Annotated in this window: 13 protein-coding genes; 7 read left to right on the top strand and 6 right to left on the bottom strand. The window is 70.8% G+C overall.

The window, feature by feature from the left end; translation table 11 throughout:
- Positions 1 to 116: 116 nt before the first annotated feature.
- A complete protein-coding gene (gene ddaH, locus ACFWUY_RS27105; RefSeq protein WP_384114698.1) occupies positions 117 to 947 on the bottom strand; it encodes a dimethylargininase in 831 nt (276 codons plus the stop codon).
- A gap of 313 nt (positions 948 to 1,260) precedes the next feature.
- Between ddaH and ACFWUY_RS27100 the strand changes: the two genes are divergently transcribed.
- Complete coding sequence (locus tag ACFWUY_RS27100; protein WP_384114695.1) at positions 1,261 to 1,581, top strand: chorismate mutase; 321 nt, start codon at positions 1,261 to 1,263, stop codon at positions 1,579 to 1,581.
- A gap of 1,085 nt (positions 1,582 to 2,666) precedes the next feature.
- Here ACFWUY_RS27100 and ACFWUY_RS27095 read toward each other — a convergent pair.
- The 5 genes from ACFWUY_RS27095 to ACFWUY_RS27075 form a co-directional block, all read right to left on the bottom strand.
- Positions 2,667 to 4,259, bottom strand: a complete 1,593-nt coding sequence (locus ACFWUY_RS27095) for a hypothetical protein (RefSeq protein WP_384114692.1) — start codon at positions 4,257 to 4,259, stop codon at positions 2,667 to 2,669.
- A gap of 61 nt (positions 4,260 to 4,320) precedes the next feature.
- Complete coding sequence (lanKC, locus tag ACFWUY_RS27090) at positions 4,321 to 7,062, bottom strand: class III lanthionine synthetase LanKC (RefSeq protein WP_384114689.1); 2,742 nt, start codon at positions 7,060 to 7,062, stop codon at positions 4,321 to 4,323.
- 113 nt (positions 7,063 to 7,175) lie between these two features.
- Complete coding sequence (locus tag ACFWUY_RS27085) at positions 7,176 to 7,373, bottom strand: hypothetical protein (RefSeq protein WP_384114686.1); 198 nt, start codon at positions 7,371 to 7,373, stop codon at positions 7,176 to 7,178.
- Between the two features lie 326 nt (positions 7,374 to 7,699).
- Positions 7,700 to 8,014, bottom strand: coding sequence for a hypothetical protein (locus tag ACFWUY_RS27080; RefSeq protein WP_384114679.1), 315 nt, complete (start codon positions 8,012 to 8,014; stop codon positions 7,700 to 7,702).
- Entirely contained in the window at positions 7,956 to 8,378 is a 423-nt protein-coding gene (locus ACFWUY_RS27075) for a hypothetical protein (RefSeq protein ID WP_384114673.1), read from the bottom strand. Before ACFWUY_RS27075 ends, ACFWUY_RS27080 begins: the two co-directional genes overlap by 59 nt.
- Before the next feature lie 1,031 nt (positions 8,379 to 9,409).
- Here ACFWUY_RS27075 and ACFWUY_RS27070 point away from each other — a divergent pair.
- From ACFWUY_RS27070 to ACFWUY_RS27045, 6 genes are read left to right on the top strand one after another with little or no spacing between them, the layout of a single operon-like run.
- On the top strand, positions 9,410 to 10,000 hold the full coding sequence (locus ACFWUY_RS27070) for a cysteine hydrolase (RefSeq protein ID WP_384114666.1): 591 nt from the start codon (positions 9,410 to 9,412) through the stop codon (positions 9,998 to 10,000).
- 57 nt (positions 10,001 to 10,057) lie between these two features.
- Positions 10,058 to 11,083: a hydrogenase expression/formation protein HypE gene (hypE, locus tag ACFWUY_RS27065; protein ID WP_384114661.1), complete on the top strand. Its 1,026-nt coding sequence runs from the start codon at positions 10,058 to 10,060 to the stop codon at positions 11,081 to 11,083.
- Positions 11,084 to 11,086: 3 nt separating this feature from the next.
- On the top strand, positions 11,087 to 13,531 hold the full coding sequence (hypF, locus tag ACFWUY_RS27060) for a carbamoyltransferase HypF (protein WP_384114657.1): 2,445 nt from the start codon (positions 11,087 to 11,089) through the stop codon (positions 13,529 to 13,531).
- Positions 13,528 to 14,862 carry an acetyl-CoA carboxylase biotin carboxylase subunit family protein gene (locus tag ACFWUY_RS27055; protein WP_384114654.1) on the top strand — a complete coding sequence of 445 codons (1,335 nt, stop codon included), beginning with the start codon at positions 13,528 to 13,530 and terminating at the stop codon, positions 14,860 to 14,862. Before hypF ends, ACFWUY_RS27055 begins: the two co-directional genes overlap by 4 nt.
- A gap of 31 nt (positions 14,863 to 14,893) precedes the next feature.
- Positions 14,894 to 17,524: an ATP-grasp domain-containing protein gene (locus ACFWUY_RS27050; RefSeq protein WP_384114651.1), complete on the top strand. Its 2,631-nt coding sequence runs from the start codon at positions 14,894 to 14,896 to the stop codon at positions 17,522 to 17,524.
- Positions 17,521 to 18,798, top strand: a complete 1,278-nt coding sequence (locus ACFWUY_RS27045) for an MFS transporter (protein WP_384114648.1) — start codon at positions 17,521 to 17,523, stop codon at positions 18,796 to 18,798. Before ACFWUY_RS27050 ends, ACFWUY_RS27045 begins: the two co-directional genes overlap by 4 nt.
- The last annotated feature ends 57 nt before the right edge of the window (positions 18,799 to 18,855 follow it).

Below are 18,855 nucleotides of genomic sequence, written 5' to 3'. Positions count from 1 at the left end.
TTTGTGTCTGGTGTGTTGGTTTTTTTTTTTATGCGACTGGGGTGGCGCGTTGTAGGGGGCCCCGGCGCGGGGACCGCCGCGGGGGTCGCCCCCCCCGCGCGGCTGTCCCTCAGGGCTCAGGAGCTCCGGTTCTCCCGGTCGCCCGAACGCAGCTCCAGCGTGCAGCACTTCACGCTGCCGCCCGCCTTGAGCAGTTCGGAGAGGTCCACCCCGATCGGGTGGAAGCCACGATCACGCAGCTGTTCGGCGAGGCCCGTCGCGTTGTTCGGCAGTACGACGTTGCGGCCGTCGGAGGTGGCGTTGAGGCCGAAGACCGCCGCGTCGTCGTCCGTCGCGATGACGGCGTCAGGGAACAGCCGCTCCAGTACGGCCAGGCTTCCGGGGGAGAAGGCCGGCGGGTAGTACGCGATGGTGTCTTCGTCCAGTACGGTCAGCGCCGTGTCCAGGTGGTAGTAGTTCGGATCGACGAGCGTCAGGCTGATCACCGGACGACCGAAGAACTCCTGGGCCTCGCCGTGGGAGCGGGGGTCGCTGCGGAAGCCGGTTCCCGCGAGCAGAAGGTCGCCCACGAGGAGGTAGTCGCCCTCGCCCTCGTTGACCAGCTCCGCCGTGCGCGGCTCGGTGAAGCCGTGCGCGTGCAGCCAGTCGCGGTACGCCGGTGCCTCGTCGACGCGTTCGGCGTCACGGAAACGGGCGACGAGGGCTCGTCCGTCGACGACCGTGGCCCCGTTGGCGGCGAAGACCATGTCAGGGAGGCCCGGTACGGGGTCGATGAGCTCGACTGTGTGACCCAGCTCCAGGTAGACCTCGCGCAGCCGCTCCCACTGTGCGATGGCCAGCGGGGTGTCGACGGGCTTCCGCGGGTCCATCCAGGGGTTGATGGAGTAGACCACGTCGAAGTAGGTGGGCCTGCACATGAGGTAGTGCCGGGGACGTGCTGTGCGCATGGGTGTGAGTCCCTGAGGGTCGTAGGGCGTTCGAGAGCCGGCCACCCGTACGGGTGGGCGAGGCGCCGGGGGTCGCCCGAGCGTGCTCCGGCCGGTGCGGCGGCTGTCGGCGCCCCTCGTGGGGCTCCTCCGGTGGTGCCGCGGGAAACGCGCCCAGTAAAGCAAGGCTTACCTAAATATTGCAATGGCGCGCTACGATGGGCTTGTTGTCGGCCGGTCGTGGCTGTGACGCCCGGCCCACCCGCGGTGCCGCTCCGCCGGTGCGCGGAACGACTCATTCCATCCCGGCGCTCTCACACGGAAGGCGGTCGGCATGTCCAGGGACACGGATGCGCTCGCCGAGGACGGCCACCAGACCGTCTCCGAGCTGGACGAGGCGATCATCGACCTCGTCCGCCGGCGTACCGCCCTGTGCGGAGAGCTGGCGGCGCTGCGGCGAGCGGCGGGAGGCCCCGCGATCGAACTCGCCCGCGAGAACGCGGTACTGCGTCGCTATCGCGAGGCGCTCGGGCGCGAGGGCACGTCGATGGCGATGCTGCTGATCGAGCTGCAGCGGCGCACACGATCCGTCCCGGTGCCGACGGCGCGTCGGACACCCCTGGTCGAACGGCTCGTCCCGGCCGAGCGGCACTGAACCCGGCGGGCCCGGACCACCGACTGGGCCCGTGCGCCCGCCGAGCCCGTCGCGGACTCCTCCGGCGAGCCGCACCGCGTGGCCGGATGCGTACCCGTCCGCCGACGGGACGGCCAGTTGCGCGTCGTGCCCGCCTGGGGGCCAGGACACGACGCGCACAACCGCCACGACGCACCCCGCGCCGAGGCCGACGGGTTCGCCGTGATGACCGACGCCCGGGGAATCGCAGCCCCCTCGGCGGCGAGTTCGCGCCGCCCCGTCGTGTGGACCGCGCCGACGCCCTGCTGCGGCAGCCATGTGAGTGGACAGTTCGAGGTCCATCGCAGTCCGTCGCAGCGAGTTCGAGCACCTGGTCCGCGGCGAGCTCGGGGCGGTCGCCGCGGCCCGGGTGCTCTGGAGCGGGCCCCGGTTGTTCTGCTTCCGGGCCAGTCGCGCGGGGGCGTGAAAAGTGAACGGCCATGCGAATGCGCGACGACCTTCGAGCCGTGGGACTCGAGTCGGTTCTTTCCCGTGAGGCAGCCTTTCGACGGGTGGACAGGAAGCGGCGGTGGAGGAACCGTCATCCCGGGAATCGCCGGTCAGGCCGACCGGGGATTCCCGGCTGCCTTTCGCCGCGCGCAGACCATGCCACCAGCGGAGCAGCGGGAGCCGGAGGATCGCCGGCACCTGCTGGGCGGTCCACCGTCGTCACCTCTCGCCGAGGAACTCCCTGGCGCCGCGGAGTCCGATGCCCAGCCGGTGTTGCGTGGCTCGACTGTCGAGGCGCACGTCCAGTGCCCCCGGCGGCCGACGTGTCCGCACGGGCGGCCTGTGGGCAGCAAGGAGGGCGCGATGCCGTCGCGGCGGGCGATGAGCACGCCCGGCGAGTAGCGGCTGAGGGCATCGGAGCCGGCGAGGTGGAAGACGCCGGCCTCGTCCGAGGCCGAGAGCTTCCACGATCGGACCCGGCAGGGAGCGCGGAGCACGCCGAGGTGGCCGGAGGCCGTGGCGGCGAAGGTGCTCGTAGCCGAGCTCCATGACGACGTCGTCCCGGTGGGCGAGGCGCCACGACGCCTCGATCATGGCCGCACTCCTGTCGGACGGCCTCATGGCGTACCGCCACGGACCTTGTCCGTGAACCGGGCGCTGCGCGTCGCCGTCGTTCCTGGCGCCGCAACCACTGCTGTCGCCTCGGGCTTGAAGATCAGATCGTAGACCCGCTGCATGACGGCGACGTCGAATCCGGGATGGCCGTGCCCTCCGTGTTCGTGACCGTCGGCGTGGCCGCCCGGTCCATGCCCAGCGGTCGCCGGGCCCACCCACGGTGTCTCGACGCCGACCCATTGTCCTTGGGCGAACCACGAAACGGCTCCCACGGTCTTGCGGGTGACCTGCCCCGGATGCGCGGCGGCGTGCGCCGCGCACCAATCCTCGATGCGGTCGTCGACCCAGCCGTGCAGTCGCCAGAAGACGGGGTGTACGTGTGACGAGAACGTGTCGTTGAGATCGTCGTAGTAGAACGGCTCGCCGCTGCGCGTCGCCTTGATCCACTTGTCGGACGTATCGGTGGGCGGCCGCCCGCCCGGCAGCGGCATGAGCGGATTCTCGGGATCGGTCGGAAGCGAGGACCACCGGATGTGCATCAGATTGTGGATCAACCATTCGATCTTCGCGCCGAGCTGGTCGAGGGACAGTGTCGCAAGGTAGTGAGGATTCTTGAACCGTCGCTCGAGGAACGTCATCCGTGATTGCCAGTACTCGTCGCTCTTGATGGTTGCCAGTCCCTTGGAGGCGGCATCACCCTGCCCCTGATCCCATGCCTGGGGCACGGAAAATCCGTCGCGATTCCGTGACTGCCGGTTCGGGGAGGGAATGGACGTCCATGCCTGGATCATGGGCAGACCGTGTCCGCTCAGCAGCTTGCGGACTTCTTGGATCATCTGGCGATGCATGTAGAGAAAGTCCTCACCGGCGCCGTTGTCCGGCTCGCGCAGGTCGACGGTTCCGCGTGTGGGGATTTGGTTCGGGTGCGGCGGGGCCCAGCCGAGGTCGGTGATCTCCGCCTTGTCGCTGTCCGAAATATCGCCGTCGCTCGGGGTGGTCCAGTTGTCTCGCAGCCCGTGCCAGATCGCGTGGTGCAGGCGATGGGGCCGCGAGCCCAGCATTTCGAGCAGCTCGGGAGGGAGCGGGATCACCTCGCGCGCCTCGACGAACGCGGGGCGCACCATGATGAACGAGGCGACGCTGCCGGACCGGGCCGCGCGATCGAGCGTCTGGTTCGGCGCGAGGTCGTCGTGGTTCTGGCTGCGCACGACCGAGCCGACGATCGCGTCGATCTGCCGGCGGCCGTTCGGCCATTTGGTGGTGTAGTGCCCGTCGTACTCGTACAACCAGCCGTCGCTCGGCGTTTCGGGCAAGCCGTGGGCGTTCCACTTGATCCAGGTGACTCCGTCGCGATCCTCGATCTTGCCGTTCAGGCGCATGTCGAGCGGACTTTCGTCGGTGCCCATCTCGAACAGCCCTGTGAGCGCGCCCGTGACCGTTGGATGGAACGTCATCACTCCCTGGGCGAAGAGGTAACGGGACCACGTGTCGACGTCGTCCTTCACGATGTGGTCGGGGTCGAGGCCGGGCAGGAGGTCGGCTCGATTGGTGAAGCTGCGGTAGGTCCAGCTGCCGGCGACCAGGTCGTAGATCATGTTTATTCGCCCTTACTCGTATGACTGGTCCTCCACCCGCTGGAGCAGGCGCCGGTCGGACTCACCGCGGGGGACGCGGTATCAGTTCGTCGACGACGAAGTTGAAGTTTCCGGCGGGGCCCGCTTCCGACCTGATCAGGCGGTCGAGGAAGAGCGCGACCCCTGCCGTTCCCGTGGCGAAGTCGGCGCTCTCGCGGACCGCCTGCTCTCCGGGGAATCCCGCTCCCTCCGGGCAGTCGATGCGGAAGAGGAGGACGCCTTCCGCCACCGTCCAGGCGGCGTCGCGGTACTGCGGATCCCCGGTGAACTCCCCTACGTCGAGCAGCACGTTTCCCAGCCCCGACAGGCCGTGGAACAGTTGCGGGAAGACGGCGTACTTGTGATGGACGTTGTCGACGAGGGGCCCCAGCCACTGGTGGAGCCCGTCGTCGGGCCGGACGGCGAGGTAGCGGATCAGCGCGGTGAGGACGCCCGCCGAACCGGAGTCCCAGTAGCACCTCGGCACGATGCGGCCCGCCTCCGTCTCGTGGGGGACCATCGCCGGAAACCCCTCGAACTCCTCCCCGTGCCGGACCGCATGGGCCAGCTCGTGGTCGAGGGCGGAGCGCCCGAGCGCGAAGGCGCGCTCGTCCCGAGCCGCCCGGGACAGGTAGAGCAGGAACAGTGCGATTCCGCTGCCGCCGAAGGCGTAACCGAGAGGCACGTTGCCCTCCTCGTCCGGCCAGTAGGCGCCCTGGGGGCCGCGGACACAGGTGTCCGCGAGTCGCTCGCCCACCCGGACGGCGGCGTCGAGGAAGGAGTCCCCGTACCCGTCGAGCCAGAACCTGAGGCAGGCGATCCCGTAGCCCGCCGCCCCGAAGAGCACGTTCGGCGAGGCGCCGAGCAGGGAGTGCCGGCCGGCCCTTCGCATGAGGTCCGCGGCGGCGTCCGGCCGGCCGATCTCGTGAAGGACCCAGGCGATGCCCGCTTCTCCGAGATAGAGCCCCGGTGGGTACGACTCGTCGGTGACGTCCCGGTCGGCCATCCAGGCGGCCAGGTGGGGCGGAACCTCGAGCCCGGCGTGGTGCAACGCGTGCAGGACGCCCGCGGCGCCGTAGGCGACGGACAGCGGATTGGTCTCGAACACGGCGGGATCCGCGGGGAACAGCCTGTCGCGGCGTTCCGGTGTGGCCGTGCGTTCCAGATAGCGCAGCGCGGCGCTCCGGGTCTCTCCGGCGAGTTCGCGCGTGCCGCGCCTCGGCGGTCGGCGCGGTCCGCGGCTCCGTTCGGGGCCGCCCGTCGCCCGGTGGCCCCGCGGCGTCGGAGCCGGTCCGGTGACGGGGACGTCGGCCAGGGAGGCGATGACCTGGTCGATGTCGGGGGCGTGCCCGGAGGCCGACCGGTCCATGAGCTCGTCGAGCAGCCCCACGAAGCGGTCGGACAGCCTGAGGTCGTCGGTGAGGTCGGCGAGGAAGCGGCGGCGCGACGGCGGGTACAGCTCGGACATCCCGTTCGCCAGCAGGACGCTGCCGAAGACCACGGCTCCCAGCGCGTAGATGTCGTTGTCGCGGTCGCTGGTCCCCGACCGCACCGCCCCGGGCGCCGCCATTCCCGGAGTGTGGAGGCCGACGGACGGGTCCACGCCTTCCTCGACGGCGCATTCGAGGTCGATGACGCGGATCGAGGACGGCTCGGAGACGATGACGTTGCCGAGGGAGAGGTCCCCCAGCACGATGCCGCGGTCGTGCGCCACCTTGACCGCACGGGCCAGCTGCAGCCAGAGGCGGCGGAGGCCGGAGTAGTAGTCGTCCAGGACGGCTTCCGTGATGTTCGTCCGGTAGAGCGGGTTCCTCTTGATGCTGTAGCGACCCAGGTGGTCGCCGGGCAGGTACTCCTCCACCAGGAAGGCGTGTCCGCCCTCTTCGAACATCTCGACCGCGCGCACGTAGAGCCCACAGTCGGAGAGGCCCCGCAGGATGCGGTGCTCCTTCCGGAGCAGTCCCACAGCGTCGAGGCGGCCCCGTCCCACTTCGATGTGGGGCCGCGCTTCCTTGATCACGACGGTCCGGCCGGTGGCCCTGTCGTCGGCGAGGTAGACCCCGCCCCGGTTGGAGAAGTTGAGCGCCGACGTCACGCGGAAGCGGCCGTCGCAGAGCGCGGGCGTCGTTCCCCTCCGCGACGGCTGGGCCAGGACGTGCGGGTCGGTCAGCCAATCGGGCGGGTCCCAGTACGGGCGGCGGACGTCGGGCACGCACGCGCCGTGGGGGTCGACGATGACGAACTGGCGGCTGCCGTCCGGCTGCAGCAGGGTCCGCGGGCTGAAACCGCCGTACCGGTAGTACACGCAGGACGAATCCGGCCACCGTCGGTCGGAGAGGATGTAAGGGCCGGTGAATTCGCTCAGCTGGTCCGCCAGGGCGTTTCCCAGGCGGAGGAACGCCCGGTCGTCGGGCGGATAGAACGTCATGAACTTCCCGCTGGAACCGCGCGGCCACAGCTTGCCGTTGACCTCCGCCACCGTCTGCGCGTCCAGCAGGAACTTGAACGGCACAGACGCGTCCAGAGCGCAACGGATCGCTTGTTCCAGGCAGGCGAGGGAGTCCTGGGAGCGAACCGCCACATGGATCTTCCAGCCCTGCTCGGGCATGGAGACGCGGGGCGACTCCGCGACGTACCACAGACCGCTCCGGCGGACCGTCCAGTCGGGCGGCGCGAGGGCCTCGAACGCCTCGACGTGCTCCGGATCCGGCGTGTACCCGTCCGCGCTCTCGAACCACCTGGGGTGGTACCGCGAATAGGCGTAGACGATTTCCCAGTCGTGCATGGCACCGCCCCGTGCGGTCGTCGTGCGGCGTAGCCGTGCGTACGCGACGCCCCCGAGAACCGCGTGGATCGCTTCACGCCGCCGCTCGGGGGAGCCGCCTCAAGGGGGCGCCGTCACATGATGGTGCCTCCGCCGGGGCCGCCGCAGCTGTGGTGGTCGCAGGAGGTGAGGCTGACGTACGCAACCTCGTGTTGGAACTGCCGGGAGCTCTTCGCACTTTCGACCAGGATCTTCTGCAGTTCGAGGATCGAAGGCATCACCTGCTTGGCGAGTTCCTCTTCTGACTTTCCCGTACCGGTCGGTTCCGTCATCTCACCCACTCCTCGACGAATTACGGGTCGTCTTGAAAGTTGAACCGAGGATTGGTGGCGACCGACCCATCCGGGTCCGGTGGGCCGTCGGCTCTGGGCCGGACGCTCGACAGTCGCAGGCAGTCGTCGCTATCGGTACGACGCCACTTCCAGACTGCGCCACGTACCCTGCTTCCGCAATCTCAGGCCGGTCGTTGAACGCCATGGGACTCGTGCCGGGCCCGTTGGCCGAGCTGCCGGAAGAGGTGGGTCTCCAGCAGCTGGACTTCGACTGACAGGCGGGTGGCTCGGGCGTCGGTGTCGAAGTCGCAGGTCGAGGGGCCGTTTCAGAGAGATCTGAAACGGCCCCTCGATCGCTGGACGAGCCAGGTGACGGCTGTGGCGCAGGCGATCCCGAAGGCCAGGGAGACGACGAACGCCAGGTGCTTCGAGATGCCGTCGAAGACCGGGTAGACCTGCCAGTGCGTCAGATGGATGGCGAGCGAGCTGCCGGTGAGCAGGCCGGCGAGAGGGTTGAGGCGGTGGCTGCTCGGCAGGGTGGGGAACCAGACCAGGAGGACGAAGCCGGCGATGACGAACAGCTCACGGCGAGGCTCGCCGGGGAAGACCCCCGGGACCATGGCCAGCGCGGCGATCGTCACGAGGAGACGCTGGGGCAGGGGGGCGGGACCGCGCGGTCGCCCAGCCGAGGGCGAAGAGCCAGAAGACGGTGACCGCGTCGGTGATCTGGGCGCGGGCGGGCAGGCCCACGCGTTCGTAGCGGGTGAGGAGACCGACGGCGGCCAGGGCGACCGGCAGCCCGCAGGGGAAGCGGCGCTCCAGGCGGTGGACCGGAGGGAGGGCGAGGAGCCCCGGGAGGACGAGCAGGATGTGGACGAGGGCTTCGACGAACCAGAGGTGCAGACCGGGGCCCGTGTCCTCGGGCCACAGTGCGTTGTGGAGGAACAGGAGGTTGGACAGGTCGCAGTCGTCGCTGATGAGGAGCGTGAACGCGGTCCACGCCATGGTGGGGACGGCGGTGCGCGCGGTGCTCCGGGCCGTTCGGCCCATCCGCTCGCGGCGTTCGGCGGAGGGCAGCAGGAAGCGGGCGAAGTGGAAGCCCGCGACGGCGAGCAGCAGATGGGCTCCGCCGCGGATCTCGAAGATCCGGATGTGCGAGCCGACGAAGCGGGATGGCGATCGCGCGCAGGACGACGGTGGTCTCGACGGTCCGTCGCCACGAGCGGCCGCCCCGGCAGGCTGTGGCCTTCCGGCCGAGATCGCGGATCGGCGTCATGTGCAGGCCGGCCGGTCCAGGGCGCGTACGGCCCGGTAGTCGGGCTTGCCCGTGGCCCGACCACAGGTTGACGTACGGGTGACGTCGTAGATCAGGGGCCGTTTCGGAGGAATCCGAAACGGCCCCTCGACTGTTCTCGGAAGCCTTGCGGCGTCCGGGAGCGCCGGCACGAGGCCAGGGGACGGCGAGAGCGTGAGCGGTGACTCGCTCGGAGCAGGTAGCACGCGCGGACATGCTTTCCGGTGGTAAGTGGGGCTTCCCCTGTGTGAATGTGCGGCGGAACGGTGCGGAGGAGAGGGGCCGGACACGACGCGCGCCGAACCGATCGAGATCATCACGCGGCCCGGCCCCGCAGGTCAAGCCCTTGACAGCGACGCGCGACGCCGTCGTGACCCTCCGTGCGGGCGGCTGCCGGCCCCGGGATCACGCCCTCACCCGTCGCCGTCGCGCCGATATCGAGGCACTCGCGGAAGCTTCACAGAATCCCCAAGTGCGTGTCGTTGTTGACGGGTTCGTGGAGGGTGTGCAAATCTCTGCCCGCCCGGGGATCTCCGACACTCCGCCTCGGGCCGCACGTGACTGACCACACTTTGCGCCGGGAAGGGCAGCCCCTCTCAACCAGCAGTGTCCGAAACGCTCTTGACCGAGCGTCACACCCCCCATTCTCCAGCAGCATTTATCGCCTGCGCCAGCCTGCCCTCCACCACCGTGGAGACGCCGGCCGCGCTCAGCCGTGCTCCGAACCACACGAGGGAATCGCATGGGCAAGATCGCCGTACTCACCAACGACCTCCAGGCCGACGTCGTCCACAAGACGCCCGAGCGGACCGCCGCCATGGCCGAGGCACGGCCCCACTTCGTCCGCTTCCTGGAGGAGATGCGCCGCCGTGGGCACGGCATCTACCACCTCCAGCTGGTGAACCTCCCCGACGACCCGAACGTGGAGCGGGACTTCGACGGAACCCTGCCGCTCCAGCGCGGCAGCGAGGGCGCGGCCATCCTGGAGTACTTCCTGGACCCCGCCGACACCGTCGTGGAGAAGAACAAGGACAGCGGTTTCTACGAGACGGAACTGCACGACCTGCTGCAGAAGGACGGCGTGGACACCGTCCTCGTCACCGGCCTGCAGACGCAGATCTGCGTCCAGACGACCGCCGCCGACGCGTTCTTCCGCGGCTACAACATCTGGGTCCCCTCCGACTGCGTGGTGTCCGGCGACCCCGAAGCCCGCGACCGGTCCCTCGAGTGGCTCAGCGGTTACTGCGCCACCGTCGCGACCTCCGAGGAGATCCTCGCCACGCTGGACAGCGACGGCGAGCTCGCCCGCAAGGTCGTCAAGATCCTTCCGTAACACCTCCCTTCCACCGCGCGGCCTGCGCCCACCCCCTACGCCCCGAAGGGAAACCCGATGACCACCCCCACGACCGATCTCGGTGAAGTAGTCCTCGACCACGGCAGTGGCACGCAACTCAGCCACGAACTGCTCGCGCTGATCGTGGAGACGCTCGGCGATGTCTACATCGGCGAGATGGAGGACAGCGCGATGCTGCCCATCGCCACCGGGCAGATAGCCATGACCACCGACTCGTTCGTCGTCGACCCGCCCTTCTTCGGCAACGGTGACATCGGCAAGATCGCGGTCTGCGGGACCGTCAACGACCTTGCCGTGGTGGGCTCCAAGCCGCTCTACCTCACCCTCGGCATGATCCTGGAGACGGGCCTGCCGATCGCCCGTCTGGTGCAGGTCCTCACCTCGATCAGGGAGACCGCGCGTGAGGCCGGCGTCCGGATCGTCTGCGGCGACACCAAGGTCGTGCGCAAGGGCGAAGCGGATCAGATCTACCTCAACACCGCCGGGGTGGGGGTGTTCGAGCGGGCTCCGCTGAGGATGCGGAACGTCAGGCCGGGCGACCGGGTGATCCTCAGCGGCCCGATCGGCAACCACACCGTGCACCTCCTCTCGATCCGCGAGGGACTCGGATTCGAGCAGCGGGTCCTGAGCGACTGCGCCCCGGTCAACGGCATGCTCGACGAGCTCTTCGCCGCCGTCGACGAGGGCGACGTGCGCTCCGTGCGCGACGTCACCCGGGGCGGTCTCGCCGCGGTCCTGCACGAGTACGCGGAGGCGGTCGACCACACCATCCGCATCGAGAAGGACGCGCTGCCGATCCAGTTCGAGACCCTCATGGCCACGGACATGCTGGGCATCGACCCGATCCACTCCGCGAACGAGGGGTGCGTCTGCCTGTTCGTCGACCCCTCCGCCGAGCAGAAGGTCCTGGACGCCCTGCGCTCCCACGCGTACGGAACCGGCGCGGTCGCCATCGGCGAGGTCACCGAGCAGGACGGCGCGCTCGTCCTGATGCGGGACGCCGAGGGCCGCGACTCCGTGGTCGAGGAACTGCTCGGCGCCGAACTCCCGCGGCTCTGCTGACCGATGACCGCCACCGAACAGGATGTGTGCGGAGGCCCTCGACGGGGTGACTCCGCCACGACAGCGAGCGGGACCGCCGGAGACCCCGGCGCGACGCCCGTACGCCGCCTCGCCCGTGTCACCGGAGTGGTCCAGGGTGTCGGATACCGGCCCTTCGTCTACAAGTCGGCACTCGCGCACGGTCTGACGGGCTGGGTCCTCAACGACCCCGAGGGTGTGCTCACCGAGGTCACCGGCCCGCGCGCCGACGTGGAGGCCTTCCTCGCGGACCTCACCGACCAGGCGCCGCCGCAGGCGCGGGTCACCGGGGTCCACGTCGAGGAACTGCCCGTGCCGGCCGACCCGCCGGCCGAGTTCGTCATCCGGACGAGCGTGCACACGGGCAGCAAGGACACCATCGTCCCCGCCGACGGCCACGTGTGCGCGGACTGCCTCGCCGAGCTGCGCGACCCGGCGGACCGCCGGTACCGCTACCCCTTCATCAACTGCACCAACTGCGGTCCGCGTTACTCGATCGTGCGGGCGCTGCCGTACGACCGGGCGCAGACCACCATGGTGGACTTCACCATGTGCGCCGCCTGCGCGGCCGAGTACGGCGATCCGCTCGACCGCCGCTACCACGCCCAGCCCAACGCCTGCGCGGACTGCGGCCCCCAGCTCCTGTCGGCCGACGCCGCGGGGACGGCCCTGCGGGGCGAAGACGCGCTGGCGGCCGCGGTGACGGCGCTGCGCGGGGGGAGGATCGTCGCCGTCAAGAGCGTCGGAGGCTTCCACCTGGCGGTGGACGCCCGTGACGAGGCGGCCGTGCGCGGCCTGAGAGCGGGCAAGCGCCGCGACTCCAAGCCCTTCGCCGTCATGGCCCGCGACCTGGAGACCGCGGCCGGCTTCGCCGAGATCGGACCGGCCGAGGCGGACCTGCTCGCCTCGTCCTCGCGGCCCATCGTGCTCGCCCGGAAGAAGCCGGGCGGGCTGCCCGAAGCCATCGCACCCCGCAACCCGAACATCGGCGTGATGCTGCCCTCCGCGCCCCAGCACCATCTGCTGCTGGCCGAGGAGGGGCTGGACACGCTGGTCATGACCAGCGGAAACATATCGGGGTACCCGATCGCGTACCGCAACGAGGACGCGCTTGAGCACCTTTTCGGCATCGCGGACCTGATCCTGTACAACGACCGCGCCATCGAGACCAGGGTCGACGACTCGCTCGTACGGTGCTCCGACCACCCGGAGCTCGAAGGACCGCTGGTCAGCTTCCTGCGCAGGGCTCGCGGCTACGCCCCCTACCCCGTCGAGGTCGGCGTCGAGCTGGCCCCGATGGTCGCCTTCGGCGCCGAGCTGAAGACCACCGTGGCGCTCTCCCGGGGCACCCGGGTCTATCTGAGCCAGCACATCGGCGACCTGAAGAACGACGAGACCTGGGAGTCCCACCAGCAGACGGCACGCCATCTGGCCGCCCTGCACGAGCTGACGCCCCAGAACGCGGCCGTCGACCTGCACCCGCAGTTCCGGGCCACGCGACTGGCGCTGAAGGAGGAGGGCGCCGGTTACGACCGGGTCGTCCAGGTGCAGCACCACCACGCGCACATGGCCTCCTGCATGGCCGAGAACCGGCTGACCGGTCCCACCCTGGGCGTCGTGTTCGACGGCGCCGGCTACGGCCCGGACGGCACCACCTGGGGCGGCGAGTTCCTCCTGGGAAGCTACCGGGAGGCCCGCCGGGTCGCGCACCTGCGCACCGTTCCCCTGCTGGGCGGCGACCGCGCGGTGAAGGAACCGGTCAGGACCGGCTTCGCGCTCGCCCTCGACGCCCTGGGCGAGCCGGAGGCGGCGGTGGGCGCCTTCCCGGTCCTCGGACAGTGGGACGAGCGGCAGCTGCACGTCTTCGCCACCATGGCCCGGCGGGGCATCAACGCGCCGCTCGCCTCCAGCATGGGCCGGCTGTTCGACGGCGTCGCCGCACTCCTCGACGTCACCACCCACGCCGAGTACGAGGCACAGGGGCCGATCGAACTGGAGGGCCTCCTCGCCAGAGACCTCTCCATGACGGCCCCGGACCAGCGTTATCGCTTCGCGCTCGACGTCGCCGCGGAGACCGTCGAGATCGACCCCAGGCCCGTGGTGCGGGCCCTGGCCCGGGACCTCGCCGACGGCGTGGACCGCGCGGAGATCAGCAGACGGTTCCACTCGGGTGTCGTCGACATGGTCGTCGAGCGCTGCCTGGCCGTCCGCGAGACCGAGGACGCGGACGCCTTCGAGCAGGTGGTGCTCTCCGGCGGGGTCTTCCTCAACGAGTTCCTGCTCGTGAACTGCCTGGTGGAGCTGCGGCGCGCAGGGTTCCGCGCGTACTGCCAGCAGCAGGTGCCCACCAACGACGGGGGCATCGCGCTGGGGCAGATCATGGTGGCCCACGCCCGGCTCACGGCGTCCGACGAGGAGCCGCGCCGATGAGCGGACACGAAGGGACGGGCGGACGCGAAGGGACGGGCCCGGAGCACGTGGTGGTCCTGCACCGCTGGCGGGACCGGCACGCCCGGTACGCCGCCTACCTCGACCACCGGGCCCACCGGGTCACCTACGTCACGACGGAGCTCGGCCGGTCCTCGGTCCCCGAGGACGCGGCGGCGGTGCGGACCGTCCCCGCCACCGACGACCCCGTCGAGACGCGGACCGCGGTCGCCGAACTGATCGAGCGGTTCGGACCGGTGAGCCGTCTGGTGGCACTCAACGAGGGAGACCTCGACACCGCGGCCGAGCTGCGCGTCGCCTTCGGGCTGCCGGGGCAGACCCCGGCGGAACTGGAGCGCTTCCGCGACAAGCTGACCATGGTCCGCCTGGTCGACGCGGCCGGCGTGCGGGTCCCGGAGTACGCCGACGCCGACACGGCCGAGGACGTACGGGCCTTCGCCGAGCGCCACGGCTGGCCGGTGGTGGTCAAGCCACGGCGCGGCACGGCCAGCAGGGGAGTGCTCCTGCTGCACTCGAAGGACGAACTCGACGCTCACGCCGGTGACTTCCTCCCGGACCGGCACGAACCCCGCATCGTGCAGTCCTTCGTCGCCGACCCCGTCCTGCACGTCGACGGGCTCTGGACCGGCGCCGCGCTCGGTCCCTGGCGCGTCTCGCGGTACGTGAACAACTGCGAGGAGTTCACCAAGGGCAGCTTCCTGGGATCGGTCGAGGTCGACGATCCGGAAGTCCTCGGACCGCTGGCCGACTTCACCTCCGTGGCGGCCGAGGCGCTGGGCGACGGCCTCCCGTGGGTGTTCCACATGGAGGTGTTCCTGGGCAGGGCCTCCGACGGCTCGCCCCGGCCGGTCTTCCTGGAGGCGGGGGCGCGGGTCGGGGGAGGGGAGATCCCGTTCGTGTGGCGCGAGGTGCACGGCCTCGACCTGATGTCCGCGGCCGCGGACATCCAGCTGGGGCGCCCGCCCGCCGTGCCCGAGGTCGACCCCGAGCCCGCCGCGGCGGCCGGCCCGCCCGCGCGGGACACGACGCCTACGGACGGGCGGCAGCACACGACCGCGGGCTGGCTGCTGCTGCCGCTCCCCGTCCCGCCCCCGTGCGAGGTCACGGCGGTCAGCTGGGCCGCGGGGGCCGGCGAGGACGGCCCGTACGCGCACGTGGTGCCCGGACCCGGTCACGTGATGCCCGCCGTGGGCGGTTACGAACACGTCGCCGCGCGGTTCCGTTTCCGCGGAGAGTCCAGCCGCTCGGTGGAGGCCGCGATCCGCAAGACCGCGGAGTCCTTCGCCATGAGCTGCCGACCCCGGCCCTGCTGAATCCCCCCACGACAGAAAGTGTGAACCCCGGATGCAAGAGCGCCGACCCCGACTCGTCGTCGTGGGCAGCCGACTGAAGGCCTACCGCGAGTACGCGATGGCCTCCCTGGCCCGTGAGTACGAGATCTCCCTGGTGACCTCCCAGGAACTCACCTGGGAGAAGCCCTACGTCGCGTCCTTCCGGATCGCCGACACCACCCGGGCGGAGACCCTGCGCGAGGCGGTCGACGAGCTGCACGCGGAAGCGGCGGAGGCCGACGGGGCCGACTCCCCGGCCGGTCTGTTCACCTGGGACGAGCTCTCGCTGATCGCCACGGCCCGGGTCGCCGAGCAGCTCGGGCTGCCCCATCTCTCCGCCGCGGCCGCCGAGGCCTGCCGGGACAAGTTCACCACCCGGTCCCTGCTGGACCGGGCCGGCCTGCCCGGGGTCCGGCACCGTCTCGTGCACAGCGCGGAGGAGGCGGCCGCGGGCGCGGCCGAGATCGGCTACCCGGTCGTGCTCAAGCCCCGCTCCCTCGCCGGGAGCATGGGGGTGACGCTGGTGCGCGCCGAATCCGAACTGGCCGCCGCCTACGACCTGGTGGCCGGTACCACGTTCCCCGGCATCCGGACGGAGCGGGGCGTGCTGGTCGAGGAGTACCTGACCGGGCCGGAGATCAGCGTGGACAGCTGCGTGGTCGACGGCGAGGCGGAGCCGGTGTTCGTCGCCCGCAAGCGCCTCGGCTTCGACCCGGCCTTCGAGGAGGTCGGCCACCTGGTCGGTCCCTGGCGGCACGAGCCGTGGGCCGACGAGGTCGACGCCCTCGTCAGGGCGGCCCACCGGGCCCTCGGCGTCGACCGGGGCATCACCCACACCGAGATCCGCCTGACTCCCTCCGGCTGCCGCCTCATCGAGCTCAACGGGCGGCTCGGCGGCGACCTCATCCCGTACGTCGGCACCCTGGCCCGTGGCATCGACCTGACGGTCGCGGGTGCCGCGCTGGCCTCGGGCCGCACCCCGGACCTGACCCCCCGGCACGAGCGGTACGCCGAGGTGCGGTTCCTCTACCCGCCGCACGACGGCGTCCTGGAACGCCTGGAGCTCGGGCGGGCGGGAGAGGTCCCCGGTGTGACGGACGTGGTGCCGCTGGCCGGCCCGGGAGACGAACTCCTGCTGCCGCCGAAGGCGCTCACCCCCCGGACCGCCGCCGTCATCGCGACCGGTGACGACGAGACGTCCTGCACCACCGCGCTCGACCGGGCGGAGGCGGAGATCAGGCCGGTCATCGGCGGGTCCCCCCTCGACGGCCTCGGGGCACTCCTGGAGAACCCGGTCACCCGGCGCTACCTGGCGGCGGAGCGGGAGGCGGCCCACATGGTCGTCCCGGAGCTGCGCAACGACTGGAACAGCTACGGGGCGGGCGGCGGCAAGGCGCTGAACCGGCCGGTCTTCCTCGACTCCTCGGACCGCGTCCGGCTCGAAGCCGACCTCAACGGCCTGTTCGAGCTGCTGACCACCATCCCCGACCGTCTCTTCGACGGCGACCGCCGTGCCTTCGCCCGTGCCGTCGGCATGACGGACACCCAGGTCGACCTGGTGATGCGGGGAGCGGGCCGCCGGATGCCCGCCATGTCCCGGGCGGACATGTACCGCGAGCCGGGCGGCTTCAAGCTGATGGAGCTCAACACCGGCAGCTCCCTCGGTGGTTGGCAGATGGGCGAGTTCTCCCGCCCGGCTGACCGCAACAGGGCGTTCCAGGACTTCGCCCACCGGGAGCGCCTGACCCACCCGGACCCCATCGGACGGATCGCCGGCGTGCTGCGCGCCGAGGCCGCCGACGCGGGGTTCGAACTGCCCGCACGCCCGGTCCTCGCCCTCACCGAATGGCCCGACGGATACGCCTACACCAAGCCGTGGCTGGACTTCGTCGTCCCCGACTGGCTCCGTCACGGCTTCGACGCCGTGGTGTGCAGCCTCGCCGAGTTCGACTACCGCGACGGCGTCCCCCACGTCCACGGACGCAAGGTGGACGTGGTGTACCGGATCTTCCTGCCCGGGGAGATGGCCGACGAGCAGCGCAGCCGCGACCTGGTCGACCCCCTGCTCGACGCGGTCCACGCCGGGGACACCTTCCTGTTCGCCGGACTGGACTGCGAGCTGTACGGCAACAAGGGCAGCCTCGCCATGCTCAGCGACGAGCGCAACCGCGACGCCTTCACCGCCGGCGAACTCGCCCTGGTGGAACGGATCCTGCCCTGGACCCGCTTCCTGCGCGACGAGGCCGTGCACCGCGACGGCGACACCGTCGACCTGCTCCCGTACGTCCTGGCGCACAAGGACTCCCTGGCGCTCAAGCCCACGCTGCTGTACGGCGGCGTCGGCGTCATACCGGGCTGGTCGGTCGGCCAGGAGGAGTGGGAGAAGCACATCAGGGGCGCGGTCGGCGGACCGTTCGTCGTCCAGGAGCGGGTGCTGCCCGTCGCCGAACGCTTCCTGGCCGAGGACGGCTCCGGCTTCGAGCGCATGGTCGTCGCCTACGGCGTGCTCATGGTCGGCGGAGAGTACTCGGGCATGCTGGTGCGCGGGACGCCCGACCCGCGGGTCGGCATCGTCAGCATGTCCAACGGGGCCCAGATCGGCTGCTGCTACCACGTCACCGACGAGCCGGGGGGCGAGGCGTGAGCGCCCGTCGCCCCGGCGGACTGTGGCGGGACGGCGAGTTCCTCAAACTGTGGGGCGGCGAGTCGGTCTCGCTGATGGGAGCGCAGATCACCCAGCTGGCGCTCCCGCTGGCTGCGGTCTACCAGTTCCAGGCGTCGTCCACCCAGCTGGGACTGCTCAACGCGGCCGGCTTCGCCCCCTTCCTCGGGGCGACCCTGTTCATCGGGGTCTGGGTCGACCGCCGGCGCCGCAGGCCCCTCATGATCTGGAGCAACATCGGGCGGGGCCTGCTGGTGGGGAGCGTCCCGCTCTGCGCCTACCTGGACCTGCTGACGATCGAGTACCTGTACGTGACGGCGTTGCTCGTCGGCGTGCTGACCGTGCTGTTCGACGTCTCCTACCAGTCCTACCTGCCCTCGTTCATCAAGCGGGAGCATCTGGTGGAGGGCAACAGCAAGCTCCAGGCCAGCAGTTCCCTGGCGCAGATCGGCGGACCCGGCTTCGCCGGCCTGCTCGTCGGCCTGCTGACGGCACCGGTCGCCCTGCTCGCCAACGCCTTCTCGTACGTCGTCTCCGTGGCGAGCCTGCTCGCCATCCGGCGACCGGAGCCCGCCCCGGACGTCCCCGACGAGAAGACCTCCACCGCCCGGAGCATCGCCGAAGGGCTGCGCGTGGTGCTCCGCAACGGCTCCATCCGGGCCATCGCCCTGGAGGCCGGCACCTACAACTTCTGCTGGATGTCCCTGCAGACCGTCTTCGTGCTGTACGCGGCCCGGGAGCTGGGGATGAACCCCGGCACCATCGGCCTCGTCCTGGGCGTGGGCGCCGTCGGCTCGCTGGTGGGAGCGGTCGCCGCGACCTGGCTGAAGAACCGGCTGGGCCTCGGCCGGGCCGTGGTCGCCGAACTGGTGCTGTGCTGCGCGGCCCCGCTCCTCGTCCCGCTGGCCCCCGGCACGGGACCGCTGTCGTACGCGATGTACGTGACGGCCTTCGCCTGCTGCGGCATCGGCTCGACGATGTCGACCATCCACGTCGTGAGCCTGCGCCAGGCGATCACCCCGGACCGCCTGCTCGGCCGGGTGAACGCGGGCTGCCGGTTCATCGCGTGGGGGCCGCTGCCGCTCGGGGCCCTGGCCGGCGGACTCCTCGGCGACGCGATCGGCCTGCGCGACACCCTGTACGTGACGGCCTTCGGCTTCCTGACCGCGATGCTCTGGATCGTGTTCTCGCCCGTGCCCCAGCTGAAGGACTTCCCCGCCCAGCCGACCGCGGAGCCGGTCGACGAGAAGGCGTGACCCGCCCCGCTCTTCCCACCGCGCGGGAGCCCTTCCCCGGCTCTCCGCCGTCGCCGT

It is taken from the genome of Streptomyces sp. NPDC058664, from assembly GCF_042716635.1.
Taxonomy (GTDB): Bacteria; Actinomycetota; Actinomycetes; order Streptomycetales; family Streptomycetaceae; genus Streptomyces.
Note: the sequence above shows the minus strand (reverse complement) of the source record. Positions and strands in the feature narration are given on the sequence as shown.